Raw genomic sequence first — 13,703 nt, 5'->3', positions numbered from 1 at the left:
GCGGGGCTCGGTCGCCGGTGGCGCCGGCCCGCCCGGGGCGTGGCGGCAGCGGCGCGTCCTACGTCTTCTTGTTCCAGTTGTCCCAGGTCGGGCGGTTGTCGAAGGGGGCCGGGTTCTTCGCCCAGTTGTCCCACGTGGGCCGGTTGTCCCACGTCGTTCCAAGGATCACCGGGGTCGGAACGTCCTGCGTGGCTATCAACCCCATCACGACGGGGGTGTCGGCAGGGGGCGGTCGAGGATGTTGCCTGCCACGAAGTCTCCGTACTCGGACGCCGCCGTGTCCGCGAGTTCCGAGGAGAGCAGGACCACGTCGCCCTTCCAGGAGACGGTGGGGATCGGGTCGAGGCGGAGCCCGTCCCACTCGGCTCTCCGGCCGGAACGGATCAGCTGGAGGTACTCGGCGAGGCGTTCGACTTCCCGGACCGCCAGGGCGCCAGGGTGCTCGCGGGTCCAGATGAGGGTGCGGCGCCAGAACTCCTCGGCCTGGACGCCGGTAGCCGTCACGTTCTCGGGGGCCCGTACGACGCCGTGGCCGCCGTTCTGCCCGACCTGAGTTGACGTTCAGCCGGATACGGCGATGACGGCGACCCTGCGATGGAAGTGGGCGGTGGGCAGGCGTCGGCGGGCTTCGCTACGAACTTGTGACTTCACCAATCCTGAGGCCGGCTTGAAACACCGAAGTCAGGAGGTAAAGCGGAGCGTCAGTTCGCGAAGCTGCCGGCCGGTGGTAGTGATGTCGTATCGGCGCGCGTTGTCGAGAGCCGCCCTGTTCAGGGCCTTGCGCCCGTGGAAGTCCCGGCCCATCTCGTCTAGGGCCACGGCCAGCGAGCGCGGGTCGCCAGGGGGATAGGGAACGCCAGCGCTCCCGAGGATCTCCCTCACACCGGGAAGATCGGAGTAGGCAACCGGAAGTCCGTGGGCTTGGGCCTCAATGAGGACGAGCCCGAAAGCCTCCAGACCCCTGGTGGTGAAGACGAAGGCGTCGAAGTTCGGGAGGCGGCGCCACAGTTCGGGGCGGGGCAGGAACGGATCAAAATGAACCCGGTCCCGGAGCCCGAGTTCGATGGCTCGCTGTTCCAGATACTCCCGTAGGATTCCTTCGCCGATCACGGTCAAGTGGTGCGGCTGATCGGTTAAAGCGAGGGCTTCGACTGCGGTGATCGTAGATTTGTTGTCATCCAGACGACCGGCGTGCACCAACGATAGAGGTCCGGTTCCGGTAGGCGGTTGACCACGTACCCGGGCATCGCCCAAAGGGATACCCCATGGGATGACGGTGAGTCGATCGGTGAATCGGCGTCCGGTGAGACGGTCGATGCGGTCGGCGAGGGCGGAGGTCGGGGCGACGATCGCGGCGCTTGCGGCAGCAACTTCGTTCAGGCTCTCCCGTTCCGATGTGCTGCGCTCTGCCACCATCACGTCGGGGCCGTGGGCGATGGCGATGATCGGGATGTTGCCAGCAGATCGGGTGAAGGCCAGGCTGAGAGCGAACCCGAGGTACTGGGCATGAATGGCATTCGGCTGGATCTCCTCGATGAGCGCACCGACCTCACGCGTCAACTCATCAACATAGGAGTCGAAGTCCGGGCCGTGAGGGCGCTTCGTCGTGGAGAGAGTGACCAGTTGATCAAACGCAGCCTTCCAAGCCTGATCGACCGGCGCCCTACCCAGGAAGATCGTTTGGATTTCAGGCATCGCACCGTAGAGATCGTTGACGAGGATCATGCTCCCGGACGAAGGCACGGAGGTGCGGTTGATGCCGGTCAAGATGTTCAGGAGCTTGGTGGTCATACGGAAACCCCATTTGTCGATGTCCGTTGGGCGGGGATTGGAGATCGGGTCCCCAGGGCCAACCCGACGCGTGAATCACCGGCTTCGTTCTACATCTCGCGCTGACGGGGAGGCGCCCACCACGACGCCAGGTGCGGCATGAAGACAGCCATGACCTCCTCGTCCGGATGCAAATATCCCCTACTATCTTGTTCTGCTGTCCACACCCTGACTGACGATCTGGGGTAGACGGGATTTATTCCGATCTCTCCCTTGGGGAGGATTCCATTGAAGGGGGTGGGTATCCCCTCACTGTTCCAGTAGTCCCACACCTCAAGAGCCTTGGACTTCTCGAAGCAGTGGTACAACTGCCGATATCGGGCCATGTACCGGATCTCGCGGAAGACCATCTGGCCGATCAGTCCAGGCGCGGCTTTCTGGATCGTACTGAGATCGGCGCCCTGGAAGGTGACAGATGCCGCATCCTGCGACGGGTGCAGTGCAGTCCGGGTAAACAGGTGGGACAGCCGTCGCCGTACGTACTCGGCGACTCCCGGTCCGAGAGCCGGTTCAATGCCTTCGATGAGCTGGACGAGCCGGTGATGGCGCGGTTTGAAACGGGCCAGGTCGAACAATTGGTCCATGCTGTCCACTGCGGCGAAGGCGAGCCGTTTGTAGAGCCAGTTGTTCAGCTCACCGGCCTGGGCGTAGGTCTTGGTCTCCGGAGTAGCGGAGTGGAGCATCAGGTATTCGGACAGAACTTCGAAGTACAGGTAGCCGAGAAACGGCACGTGGGCTACGGCGGCGGACAACTGGTCGATGAACTCGGGTGCCGGAGTGGTGTGTCCAGCGGCGTTGCGCAGGGCGACGTCGAGAAAACCGGCCGCAGCGCCCAGCCCGGCCAGCACTGCGCGGTCGAGCCGGTCGTTCTCGGCCGGGGTGAGGAAGCTCTGGTAGCGCTGGTAGGTGCGCAGGTGGATGGCGCCGAGGTGCAGGTAGTCGATGCCCTTGGGCCGGATCGGGGCGTCCGGGGTGACCTCGAAGATCATGGGCGTGGTGGAGGGTTTTGTCCGCATCAGGTAGGCGCCGAGGTTGTGTGGGCGCAGTCCCTGGCGCTGACTGGCGAGAGGTGAGCAGTACAAGGCTCCGACCAGGCATCCGGTGGAGACGTGCAACTGCCGGCTAGTGCGGATGGCGTTGATGTCCTTGGCAATGTGCAGCAGATATATCGGCTTTCCGCTGACGAGCGCTTCGGTCATGGCGTTGTGTCGTATCAGCCAGCCGTTGGCGGTTGAGCGTTCCAGGTGGTGGCGCCAGTCGCTCTCGCTTTCGGCCAGCGAGGCAGGAATGTGACGCTGCGCGAGCATGGTGTAGTCCGTGTGGGCGTGTTCCCATTCGTCGTGCAAGGGAACTCCTGGGGGTGGAGGATGGCAGCAGGTCGGGGGGATTTCGAGAAGCTAAAGAGTTTCTACCTTCGGTCCGGACAGACGGTTTCGGCAGTCGAGAACGTAGGGCGCGTTCTTCTCGATCATTGCGAGGTCGAATCGCGTGTGGTCCATGAGGAGCACCACAGCATCAGCGGCCGTGATCTCCTCCGCGCTCGCGTCCACCAAGGGCACGTTCAGCTTGGTTTCGTCGCATTCCGGGACGTTGGGATCGGCGCCGCGAACGTTGGCTCCGAGGCTGATCAGGAGTTCGGCGACGCGTGCCGAGGGCGACTCGCGGAGGTCGGTGGCGTTGATCTTGTAGGTCAGGCCGAGCAGCAGGATCCGGGATCCGTTGACGGGCTTGTGGCGCTTGTCGAGTGCTTCCGTGAGACGCCGGACGACGTATTCGGGCATGTGGCGGTTCACGTCGTTGGCGAGTTCCACGAACCGGAACGGGACACCGAGTTCCTGCTGGACCTTCCAGGAGAGGAACAACGGATCGACGGGCAGGCAGTGACCGCCGACTCCCGGGCCCGGGGTGAACCGCGTGAATCCGAAGGGCTTGGTCGCGGCGGCGTCAATCGCCTCCCAGATGTTCACACCGAGAGGAGCCGCCAGCGTCGCCATTTCGTTGACCAGAGAGATGTTGACGAACCGGAAGACGTTCTCGATCAGCTTGGCCATCTCGGCGACCTTGGTCCCGGACACCGGGACCGTGGTCCGAAAGATGCCGTCGTAGAAATCCTTGATCGCATCGCGTGATGTGGCGTCGATTCCGGACACCAATTTGGGTGTCCCGTCGAACGACCATTTCTTGTTCCCCGGGGCGATGCGTTCGGGACTGAACCCGGCCAGGAAGTCCACGCCGCCTTTGAGGCCCGCGGTCTTCTCCAGGATCGGCAGCAGCAGTTCCTCAGTGGTGCCGGGATAGGTTGTGGACTCCAGGACCACGGTCGCGCCGGGGCGAAGGTGCTCGCCCAGCGTCCGGGCGCAGGACTCGATGTAGGTCAGGTCGGGCACGCCGTCTCGCAGCGGGGTGGGTACGGTGATCACCGCCATGTCAAAGTCGGCCAGCGCGGCGGCGTCGGCGGTCGCGAAGTATGCCCCGGTGTCCAGGACCGCGCGGAGCCGGGAGGAGGTCACGTCCTCCACATACGAATCGCCGACGGTGAGCCGCTTGATGCGGTCCGTGTCCACGTCGTAGCCGACGACGCGATGGCCCACCTCTGCGGCGCGCACGGCGAGCGGCAGTCCGACGTAGCCTTGCCCGGCGACAACAACTCTCATGACGACTCCAACTGGGTAAGGAGCACTGCTGTGCCCTTGGTTTCTGTGGTGATGCCTGTGCACAATTCGGCGGCCACGCTCGGGCCCGCAGTCCGGTCGGTGCTTGCGCAGACCCATCCCGATCTCGAACTGCTGATCACGGACGACGCGTCCTCGGACGACTCGATGGATCTGCTGGAAGAGCTGGCTCGGCAGGACGAGCGGGTCCTGCCGGAGGCAGCGGTCCGACAGGGGGGCGCGGCCCGGGCCCGGAACCTGGCCATCGCGCGGGCCCGGGGTGACTACATCGCCTTCCTCGACAGCGACGACATGTGGCTTCCGACGAAGGTCGAAAAACAGCTCGCCTTCGCCGCGACCGCCGGGACGCCCCTCACGTTCACCTCCTACTACAAGATGGACGCCCTGTACGGGGGCGAGGCCGCCGACTTCGTCCCGAACGGGCGTGTGGTGTGGGCGCCGGAGCGCGTGGACTACAGCGCGATGCTGGTCCATGACCACATCGGCGCCCTGACCGCCATGTACGACCGCAGGGTTGTCGGGGCGAAGCCGATGCCGGACATGCCGAAGAGGCAGGACTACGCGCTCTGGTTGTCGATCATGCGGGACGGGACCCCCGCACGGGCTCTGCGGGAACCGTTGGCGGTGTACCGGGCGCAGCGGGCCGGGTCGCTCTCATCGAACAAGCTGTCACTCGTCCCGTACAACTGGGCCCTGTACCGTCGGCACGAACAGCTCTCGGTGTTCCGGTCGGCTCGGGCTCTGGGCGGGGCGGCCTGGCACTCGCTGCGGAAGTCGCGGATCTAGCACCCGTTCACAGGCCCGGGGAGCCCGGTGCCCGACCGTTTCCCGTGGTGCCCGACCGGCCCCGCCCTGTGGCCGTGCCGCATGGTCGGCGGCTGGGCCCGAACGACAGGGCTCGGCAGGTCACCGGAGCCGTCGGCGGGCTACGCGGCCGAGGCGGCGCCATCCGGCGCGCGCAGGAACAACTGGAGGAGCAGCCGTCGATCGGCGATCGGAACGGATTCTTGACCGCGGTGGAGCGCCTCCCGGCCGTGCAGGAACCGGCGCTGGTTCACGATCAAGTAGTCCCCGGGCTGGAGCATGAAGGAGACCTGCCCCCGGAAGAGCTCCCCGGCGAGTTCCCTGGCGGCGCCGGCGTGCGCCTGTCCGAGCTCGGACCTCTCCAACATCTTGGCGGTGAACCGGACGAACCCCTCGCCCGGGTCGGAGCCGTCGAGGATCGGAAACTGCTTGTATTCCTCGCCCACGCCGAACAGGTCGAAAAAGGTCCCGTAGTGGTAGGCCGACTCGGCAAGCAGGGCGCGGCTGTCGGAGGACAGCCGCCCCACCGCCGCGTGAGCGTCGGAGAGGATGCTGGTGCCGCCGCCGAGCGGGTCGGGGCGAACGCACAGGAGCGTGGTGCAGTCCGGAGGCAGGGTCCCGTTCACCATGTCCATGTGGAACGCGTTGTACCCGATGCCGCTGGACTTGCCAGGGTCCTTGTCGACCTTGACCCCGATGTCCTTCCACAGGGGCCACCGCGGGAAGGGCGAGAAGGGGACGCCCACCTCGGCCGCGAAGCCCGTCACCAGCCGCAAGAACCGGTCGTCGTCGGCTCCCAGTACCTCGGCGAGGTTTCCCAGGCGCAGCACGGCGTATCCGCCTCCCTCCCCGGTCAGCGCGTGGCGCAGGATCACGGCGGTTTCCGCGAAGCGCGGGGTAGCTGTCAGCTCAGTCCGGTACTCCTCCATGGTGGACCGCGCCAGGAACGAACCGTCCAGTTCCCAGGGTGGGAGAGAACGGTCGATCAGAGCTGCTTCGAGTTCGCTCGGGATGTCGATGAACACGCGGCGCCTCCTTCTCTCTTGGGGTTCTCGGGGTGTTGTCCTAGTGCTGCTGTCGTCCGGGCTCCGAACGCGGTCCGGCAGCAGGTGGGTCTCGTCGTGCCGTGGGGCCTCGGGCCGTGCCTGTCGCCAGGGCCACCGGCGAGGGCCGTCATCGGCGTTGGTTCGATGGAACCGCTCGGGGAGCAGTCACCGACAGCGGGTTTGCGCCGTGTGCAAACGGCTTGCAGCCGGTACAAACGGGGGTGGACTCCTCCGCCCGGGAAGGGGCCGGGGACCACCTGCGGTGGAGGCGAAGTGAGTATCAGAGTTGGGGACATCATCCGTCGGGCACGGAAGCGTCAAGGAAGGACGCTGGCCTGGTTATCCGAGCGGACCGGCTACTCGGCGGGACAGTTGTCCCGCTATGAGCGGGGCCTGACCCCCTTGACCGACATCAACGTCCTGCGCGGGTTCGCGACCGTACTCGGGATCGACCCTGTCGAGCTGGGCCTGGCGCCTTCCGTTCCCGCGCCGGCGCCTGCGGAGAGTGCGGGCGGCCGGTCCGGGGCCGTGGGACCATGGCCGCGCCGGACATTCCCCGACCTGCGCCCAGCGGAACGAGAAGGAGACGACCCCGTGAGGCGACGACGCCTGCTGGGTGGCCTGGCCGTCACGGCCGCCGCCGCGGCCGGAATTCCCCTCCCCTCCGGAAGCCCTCGGCCTGAGACCGACGCCGCCGTCGGCGACGCCCTGGTGGCCGCACTCCGCGACGCCATGCTCGGTATCGGCACCCGCACGCCTGGTACGGAACTCCCGGAACGGCTCCTGGAGCGGGCGCTCGCGGCGTTCCACGCCTGCGACTACACCGCGCTGGCGTTCCTGCTCCCGGCCGCCATCCGCACCGGCCATGCCGACAGCACCGACACCGGCCTCGCCCGCGCCTACATCCTCGCCACCCGGATGCTCGTGAAGCTGGACGAGCAGCAGCTGGGGTGGATGGCCGCCGACCGCGCCCGCCAGTACGCGGCCTCGACCGGCGACCCGATGCAGTCGGCGGAGGCCTCCCGGCAACTCGCCGTGCTGGCACGCCGCGCCGGTTGGCACGACCAGGCACTGTCCATCGCACTGTCCGCCGCCGACGACCCCGCACTTCGCACAGCAAGCCCGGACGGCACGGCCCAACGCGGCCTCCTCGTCCAGTCCGCCGCCTACACCGCCGCCCGCACCGGCGACACCGACGGAATGCGAGAACTGACCGGCGAAGCCATCGCCATCGCCACCGCCCTACGCGGCACCACCCGACTCCGCCACCACGGCGGCGGCTTCTCCCCCGCCACCGTCCAACTCCACCTCATCTCGGCCGAGAACTCCGCGGGCGACCCCAGCCGCGCCCTGACGGCCGCCAAGACCCTGAACCCCAGGCAACTTCCGACGGTGGAACGGCAGGCCCGCTACTACAGCGACGTGGCCACCGCCTACGCGGCATCGGGGCGACGCGACGACTGCGTGCGCGCCCTCCTGGCCGCCGAACGCATGGCCCCGCAGGAGACCCACACCCGGCCGGCCATGCGCGCCATGGTCCAGGGCCTCCTCGTCTCCGGCCGGACCACCACCGAACTGCGGGGCCTGGCCGCTCGCTCCGGCCTCGCCATCTGACCGGTCCAAGCCCGAGCCAGAGACCGTGCCACGACGAGGATCGTGTCCAGGCGGGGCGGGCATCTTCGGCACAGCGGAGAGGGCGGCTTGTTCGACACCTGCACCAGCAGCTTCGACGCGGTGTGGGAGACCACGACGCCGACAACAGAAGGGTGACCATGGCCCGGACCGAGTACTACGACGACCCAGCCGCACCGGAGCCGAACAGCCTGGTGGTCGCCGCCTCCGCCGTGGTCACCGACGACGAAGGGCGCGTACTCCTTCAGCGCCGCCGGGACAACGATCTCTGGGCGCTACCCGGTGGCGGCCTGGAGACGACCGACTCACTCCCGGGAACGGCCGTCCGGGAGGTGAAGGAGGAAACGGGTCTGGACGTAGAGATCACCGGCCTCGTGGGCACCTATACCGACCCTCGCCACGTCATCGCCTACTCGGACGGTGAGGTGCGCCGACAGTTCAACGTCTGCTTCACCGCCCGCGTGACCGGCGGCCGACTCGCGATCTCGGACGAGTCCACGGAGCTGCGGTTCGTCCAGCCGGAGGAGATCGATCAACTGCCGATGCACCATACGCAGCGGCTCCGGATCGATCATTTCCTGGAGCACCGAGAGAGGCCCTATCTCGGCTGACCTCGTGGGTCACGGTGGCGGCGATCCTGACGACGACGTCGTGGGGAGGGCGGCTCCCGTAGTTGTGACGAGCGGCGGTCGGGCGGGGCATCCTGGCGGTATGGACTTCCAGCCGATCGAGCGCGCCTCGGAGGCGTTCCAGCAGTCACTGACCGCCGAGGAGATCGGGAAAGTCTGCCGACTGGCCTTCGGGGACGCAGCCACGCCAGTGTCCGCCGTCGAACTGGGCACGGGCATGTACAACAACGTGTACCGCGTGACCCTGGCCTGGCGGGACCGGCCGGTGATCCTGCGGGTCGCGCCGGAAGAGGGCCGCCAGTTCCGCAGTGAGCGACACCTGATGCGCAATGGGTACGGCAGTGTGCCGTGGCTGGCGGTGATCGCGCCGCTGATGCCGCAGGTTCTCGCCGCGGACTGGTCGCACGAGGTGATCGGCCGGGACTGGGTGATCCAGACACACCTGGACGGTGTCCCGGCCCCGGAGCCCCTGGGGGCCTATCCGCGCACGGCGTGGCCGGCGTTCTTCCGGCAGATGGGCGCCATCGCCCGTTCCGTGCACGCCGTGCGGGGCCCGTACTTCGGGCCCGTCGGCGGCTCGGGGTACGAGACGTGGAGCGAGGCGGTGATCGCGTCGCTGGAGGAGATCGCCGCCGACCTGGACGGCGTCGGTCTGGACGCGGCTGACGTACGGAAGGTCGCGGCAGTGGCCGCGCACGAGCGTGCTGTGCTCGACGAGGTCACCGAACCGGGGCTGCTGACCGGGGACCTGTGGACGGTCAACGTGATGCTCGACGCCGAGGCCGCGGAGCCCACGATCACCGGGGTCCTCGACATGGACCGCACCTGGTGGGGCGACCCGGCTGCGGACTGGACGATCCGCATGGCGCTGGCGAAGCAGGACGAGCGTGTGGCCTTCTGGGAGGCGTACGGCGAGCGGGACCGCTCTCCCGCCACGGCATGGCGTTCACTGGTCTACGAGGTCCGGCACCTTGGCGCCGTCCGGTTGGAGCGCCACCGGCTGGGCAACGCCGCCGGGGCGGAGAACACCTACGAGGCAGTGGCCGCCGTTCTGGCCGACCTGAGCTGACGTTCAGCCGGATACGGCGGTGACGGCGGCTCCTCGGGCATCACCGCACGCGCAATCAATGTGCCGATGTGCCCTTGGGTCGGAGCTTCCCATACCCGCACTTCGGTTTCCCGGAATCCGGCTTTGGTCAGGAGGCTCACCCATCTCCGGGGGGTGTAGCTGTACCGGTACGCGTACATGGCTTTGGCCGCGAATCCGCCCTTGTACATTCCCTGCGGTCCATACGCCCCGGGGATGGCCGGCGGGTGGGAGAATGCGAGCACTCCGCCCGGATTCAATCGGGAAGCGATCAAGGGCAGTAGCTTTGCCGGGTCGGTGAACCACACGGCCCCAAAGATCGAATAGACGGCGTCGTAGGACTCGTGACTGGTCTTCAGATGATCCAGCACTTCGGCGCAGATGAACTGCGCCCCAAGAGGACCCCACCGTTTCGTGGTGTTGCCGGTCATTACGGGAGACAGGTCCAACCCCGTCGCCTTCACACCTTGTTGTGCGAGATGGGCAACCGCCCGCCCTGTGCCGCACCCGATTTCCAGTACAGTTTCTGGATCTCCCAGCAGTTCGGGACCGGGCCCGTGCCCGTCATACTGCGTCCAACGGAACACGGGTTCGGAATCGAACACCTTGTCCTTGGTGCTCTCTGCGTAGGTGTCCCAGAGTTCACGTTCACTGTCGATATCGTGTCGTGCGGGCAACGGATCGTCCTTCTGATAGGCGAGGTGCGGCAATGCTGCGGCCCCCGCCCTCGAATACGTCGAGAAGGACGGGGGCTGTGACCATGACGACGGTTCAGTGGCTGTCGGGGACCTTGTCGTTGCACGGTGAGCAGTCGGAGGCGTCCGTCTCCCACAGCTCGTCGTCGCCAGCGAACCCGTTCGCGCGCATGAGCTGGGCGGTGCGCGCCACGACCCCGTCACGACGCCGCTCGATCAACGGCGCGTGATGCTTGTACCGACCGTCGTTGTGGGCGTCGCACAGGGCGAAGTACAAGGGGGTATCCAGGATGAGCTGGTGGACACCAATGTCCACGGTGTACCCGACGCCCATGTCCGTGCCCGGGTTCTCCATGGCGGTGACGACGTAGGCGACGCCCTGCCCGAGGATGCGTTCCGCCAGGCTGCGCACGGCCACGCTGTCCCGGAGTAGGAGACGAACCTCCCGTTCCCATAGGTCGGCCACGCCCACATCGGCCACGAGGTACGGAACGCGCTCTTCCAGCGCGTTCAGAATCGTACGTGGGTCACGGGTCCGCGTCTGGACTGCTGTATTCATCCTGCGAATCCTCCTACTGGTGGAGGGGTGCGCTGTGTTGTCCGGTCACACATTGCACTCCGCTCGTCGCCGACCATCCTCTGTCCGGGGCAGAAATCTTCCTAGTCTCTTTCCTGTTGAGGCAAGAATCCGTCCCGTATGTGCTCCACCAGATCCCTCATCTCATCGCCGTATACGGAGATTACGGCGAACCTCTCGAACGTGTCGGCGTAGAGCTGCACGTCTCTCGGATCACGTGTGGTGACCTCCGAGTGGAATGTCTCCACGATCACGAGACGATCGTCATGGAGGCTGAAGCACGTCATCGGGAAGTCCGGCTTCTTTCCTGCCTGGGGCACGATGCCGAGACGGATGTTGGCAAGCCGGGACAACGACAAGAGCCGATCAAGTTGAAGCGCCATGATGACCGGCTCGCCGATCTGCCAACGCAGAACGTGTTCGCAGATCAGGAAGTGAAAGGAACGCCCGGGGGTGTGTAACACGGCCTGGCGCTCCAACCGGGCGGCAACTGTCTTCGTGTGCGTTTCCTCCGGCAGCGCTGGAGGCAGGCTGAATACCGCCGACGCATACTCCGGGGTCTGGAGCAAACCGGGAATGAGCTGTCCCTGAAACAGTCTGAGTTTCTGGGTGCCGGCCTCGATGGCCCGGATGGTCCTCTGGTGCTTCCATGGGCCCATGCGTCGCAGGACACGCCATGCGGTCTCTTCTGTGGCCGCCGCCCGAGCAGCGGTGAGGAATTGTTCCTTGGCGTCATCGGAGACACCGAGGGCCGTCAAGATCAGGTCAACATCCTGGACTGTTGGCAGGACCTTGCCGTTCTCGATCTTTGAGAGCTTGCCCGCCGACATGGAAGCCCTACGGGCCACCACGTCCCCCGTCCGTCCGGACGCGTGACGCAGTGCCCGCAGAGCAGTGCCGATTGATTCGGTCAGCGGTGTCGCTCCCAGTACGCGGCGAACGGCACGGCGGCGGTCAGGGCCCGGTCGCGGTACCCCTGATACTCCGTGAGCCTGTCCGGCGGCAGCAGCTCACCACCGACGAACGCGCCCGCCTCCGTGTAGTGCATCCGGTACACGTCCCGGTCGTCGAAGAGCCAGAAGTCGTGGTCGGCCAGGCCCGCGACCGCCTGCTCAGAACGGGAAAGCGACCCAGGTACCCCGGATCGCCGGAACCCCGTCCGGCTATACGCGACCGAACGGGGCTCAATGAGACAGCCGGGTTCAGCCGACATCGGCGTTGCGGGCCAACGCCACCAGTCCGGCGAACGCTTCGGGGGAGAGCGTGAGGATCGGGCCGTCAACGCACTTGCTGTCCCGGAGGGGGACGGCGCCGGAAGAGGCGAACGAGGGGGCCCACTCGACGCATTCACCGCCGTTGGGATCGCTATGGCTGGATTTTATCCAGTTCTCCTGGGGGAACATGTCGGTCATTTTGCGTACTCCTCAAGGACTGTCCGAATGAGGTTGAGTGTGGCTTCGCGGCCGAGCGCTTCGGCTCGTAGACGATCGTAGGTCTCCATGGCGGCTGCCGTGATCTTGGGCGTTTCCAGCGGTCGTCCACCTTGCGGACCCTCGGCATGGAGCACCGTAGGTGCGTCCTCAAAGGTCAGCAATGTAAACGGCCTGCTTGTGACGGGCACGGCCTTGAACGGGAGGAGTTGGAGGGTGACGTTCGGCCGCTCTGCATCCGCCAGCAGGCTCTCAAGCTGGTGGGCCATCATTCCGATGCCGCCTACCTCGACCCGTAGACACGCCTCATGGAGAACAACCCAGAGATCAGGGGCAGGAGGGTCGGCGCGATCCAAGATCTCCCGCCGTGTCATACGCGCGGCAACTTTGCTCTCCACCTTCTCCGCTGTGAGTCGAGGGACACTCATGCGGTACAGCGCGCGGGCGTACTCCGGTGTCTGCAAGAGGCCCGTCAGCAAGAGCGTGGAGTAGCCGAGAATCCGCCTCGCCCGGCGTTCATGTTGGAGATACGGCACGAACCACGACGGGTGGTCCCCTTCGATAGCCGCCTGCCGCTGGCGCTGGAGCAGCGTTCCGGTGTTGAACACGCGGTCGCAGCCCTCTGCGAACCGGACACTCGGCATCTGCTTGCCGTTCTCCACATTGGACACGTACGCCCCCGAGTACCCGATGGCGGAGCCCAGGCCACGGACGCTCAGCCCTCTCGCCAGGCGCATCTCTCGCACGTCAACACCAAATTGCTCAACGGGACTTAACGGAGTCTGAGCGGCTTCGCTCTCCATCTCGCTGACCTGCCATTTCTGCATCTCGGGTGGGATCGAACGGCGTTCGCATCGTCAAGCTATGCGATTTAACGGCGCCCGGCCTCGCCCTAGCTGTGCTCATCTTGTCACCTACCGAAACGGACTTGTGACTCAGGGTGTCCACATGAGTCGCAGATTCGGACCGTCGCCCATCGGTGGACAAGTAGCCAGTACTAGACGGGAGTTGGAGACGAAATGAAGCGCATGAGTCTGGTCTTCGGTTGGCTGTCGCGGCTGTTAGTGCCACCGCTCGCGGTCGTCGAGTACGGCTCGGAGCCGTCGGGTTCCGTGCCGGTCGCCAGCGCAGCTGTGCTGGTCCGGCCATACCTCCCGGTGTCCGAGGCCGCGCAGGAGCGGGAACGGCAGCGGATCCGGGACTGGCAAGAAAAAGAGCGGCAGCGCTTGCGCCGACAAGGGCTTGCCCTGGCGCTTCAGTGGCGGGCCGCTGACGGGCCGGTCGGTCCCATGTGCGGGGAC

17 protein-coding genes and 1 pseudogene are annotated in these 13,703 nt (G+C 66.3%); 6 read left to right on the top strand and 12 right to left on the bottom strand.

The features are described 5' to 3' along the window. Positions 1 to 58 precede the first annotated feature (58 nt). From amcA to ACFRFC_RS37710, 5 genes are all read right to left on the bottom strand, one after another. Complete coding sequence (gene amcA / locus ACFRFC_RS37730; RefSeq protein WP_382685527.1) at positions 59 to 169, bottom strand: multiple cyclophane-containing RiPP AmcA; 111 nt, start codon at positions 167 to 169, stop codon at positions 59 to 61. Positions 170 to 204: 35 nt separating this feature from the next. Then, positions 205 to 504 carry a hypothetical protein gene (locus tag ACFRFC_RS37725; RefSeq protein ID WP_382685530.1) on the bottom strand — a complete coding sequence of 100 codons (300 nt, stop codon included), beginning with the start codon at positions 502 to 504 and terminating at the stop codon, positions 205 to 207. Between the two features lie 177 nt (positions 505 to 681). Then, a complete protein-coding gene (locus ACFRFC_RS37720; RefSeq protein ID WP_382685532.1) occupies positions 682 to 1,791 on the bottom strand; it encodes a glycosyltransferase family 4 protein in 1,110 nt (369 codons plus the stop codon). 89 nt (positions 1,792 to 1,880) lie between these two features. After that, positions 1,881 to 3,176 (bottom strand): hypothetical protein, encoded by a 1,296-nt coding sequence (locus ACFRFC_RS37715; protein ID WP_382685535.1) that lies wholly within the window; start codon positions 3,174 to 3,176, stop codon positions 1,881 to 1,883. A 51-nt stretch (positions 3,177 to 3,227) separates the two neighbouring features. Continuing rightward, positions 3,228 to 4,484 carry a nucleotide sugar dehydrogenase gene (locus ACFRFC_RS37710; protein ID WP_382685537.1) on the bottom strand — a complete coding sequence of 419 codons (1,257 nt, stop codon included), beginning with the start codon at positions 4,482 to 4,484 and terminating at the stop codon, positions 3,228 to 3,230. Between the two features lie 30 nt (positions 4,485 to 4,514). On the opposite strand from ACFRFC_RS37710, the gene ACFRFC_RS37705 reads away from it, so the two are divergent. After that, a complete protein-coding gene (locus ACFRFC_RS37705; protein ID WP_382685539.1) occupies positions 4,515 to 5,288 on the top strand; it encodes a glycosyltransferase family 2 protein in 774 nt (257 codons plus the stop codon). A gap of 140 nt (positions 5,289 to 5,428) precedes the next feature. Here the strand turns inward: ACFRFC_RS37705 and ACFRFC_RS37700 are convergent, their stop codons facing one another. Further along, positions 5,429 to 6,331: a TauD/TfdA family dioxygenase gene (locus tag ACFRFC_RS37700; protein WP_382685542.1), complete on the bottom strand. Its 903-nt coding sequence runs from the start codon at positions 6,329 to 6,331 to the stop codon at positions 5,429 to 5,431. Between the two features lie 165 nt (positions 6,332 to 6,496). On the opposite strand from ACFRFC_RS37700, the pseudogene ACFRFC_RS37695 reads away from it, so the two are divergent. The 4 genes and pseudogenes from ACFRFC_RS37695 to ACFRFC_RS37680 form a co-directional block, all read left to right on the top strand. Beyond that, positions 6,497 to 6,805, top strand: a pseudogene (locus ACFRFC_RS37695) (helix-turn-helix domain-containing protein); the annotation flags it as partial. A gap of 141 nt (positions 6,806 to 6,946) precedes the next feature. Next, the gene (locus ACFRFC_RS37690; protein ID WP_382685781.1) at positions 6,947 to 7,966 is read left to right on the top strand and encodes an XRE family transcriptional regulator; all 1,020 of its coding nucleotides are present in this window, start codon (positions 6,947 to 6,949) and stop codon (positions 7,964 to 7,966) included. Positions 7,967 to 8,124: 158 nt separating this feature from the next. Beyond that, on the top strand, positions 8,125 to 8,595 hold the full coding sequence (locus tag ACFRFC_RS37685) for an NUDIX hydrolase (protein ID WP_382685545.1): 471 nt from the start codon (positions 8,125 to 8,127) through the stop codon (positions 8,593 to 8,595). Between the two features lie 100 nt (positions 8,596 to 8,695). Further along, positions 8,696 to 9,682 (top strand): phosphotransferase family protein, encoded by a 987-nt coding sequence (locus ACFRFC_RS37680; protein WP_382685547.1) that lies wholly within the window; start codon positions 8,696 to 8,698, stop codon positions 9,680 to 9,682. On the opposite strand, the gene ACFRFC_RS37675 is transcribed toward ACFRFC_RS37680, so the two are convergent. From ACFRFC_RS37675 to ACFRFC_RS37650, 6 genes are all read right to left on the bottom strand, one after another. Beyond that, positions 9,643 to 10,377 carry a class I SAM-dependent methyltransferase gene (locus tag ACFRFC_RS37675; protein ID WP_382685783.1) on the bottom strand — a complete coding sequence of 245 codons (735 nt, stop codon included), beginning with the start codon at positions 10,375 to 10,377 and terminating at the stop codon, positions 9,643 to 9,645. The genes ACFRFC_RS37680 and ACFRFC_RS37675 overlap by 40 nt on opposite strands. Before the next feature lie 94 nt (positions 10,378 to 10,471). Next, entirely contained in the window at positions 10,472 to 10,954 is a 483-nt protein-coding gene (locus ACFRFC_RS37670; protein ID WP_382685550.1) for a hypothetical protein, read from the bottom strand. Positions 10,955 to 11,055: 101 nt separating this feature from the next. After that, a complete protein-coding gene (locus ACFRFC_RS37665) occupies positions 11,056 to 11,862 on the bottom strand; it encodes a helix-turn-helix domain-containing protein (RefSeq protein WP_383112701.1) in 807 nt (268 codons plus the stop codon). Positions 11,863 to 11,882: 20 nt separating this feature from the next. Continuing rightward, on the bottom strand, positions 11,883 to 12,185 hold the full coding sequence (locus ACFRFC_RS37660; protein WP_382685552.1) for a DUF6879 family protein: 303 nt from the start codon (positions 12,183 to 12,185) through the stop codon (positions 11,883 to 11,885). Next, on the bottom strand, positions 12,175 to 12,384 hold the full coding sequence (locus tag ACFRFC_RS37655; protein ID WP_382685554.1) for a DUF397 domain-containing protein: 210 nt from the start codon (positions 12,382 to 12,384) through the stop codon (positions 12,175 to 12,177). Before ACFRFC_RS37655 ends, ACFRFC_RS37660 begins: the two co-directional genes overlap by 11 nt. After that, on the bottom strand, positions 12,381 to 13,205 hold the full coding sequence (locus ACFRFC_RS37650; protein WP_383112700.1) for a helix-turn-helix transcriptional regulator: 825 nt from the start codon (positions 13,203 to 13,205) through the stop codon (positions 12,381 to 12,383). Before ACFRFC_RS37650 ends, ACFRFC_RS37655 begins: the two co-directional genes overlap by 4 nt. Before the next feature lie 216 nt (positions 13,206 to 13,421). On the opposite strand from ACFRFC_RS37650, the gene ACFRFC_RS37645 reads away from it, so the two are divergent. After that, on the top strand, positions 13,422 to 13,703 hold a 282-nt coding region (locus ACFRFC_RS37645; RefSeq protein ID WP_383112698.1), incomplete at its 3' end, for a hypothetical protein.

The organism is Streptomyces sp. NPDC056734, assembly GCF_042790455.1.
In the GTDB taxonomy this organism is placed as follows: Bacteria; Actinomycetota; Actinomycetes; order Streptomycetales; family Streptomycetaceae; genus Streptomyces.
The sequence above is the reverse complement of the archived record's forward strand: the minus strand, read 5'-3'. Positions and strand labels throughout refer to the sequence as shown.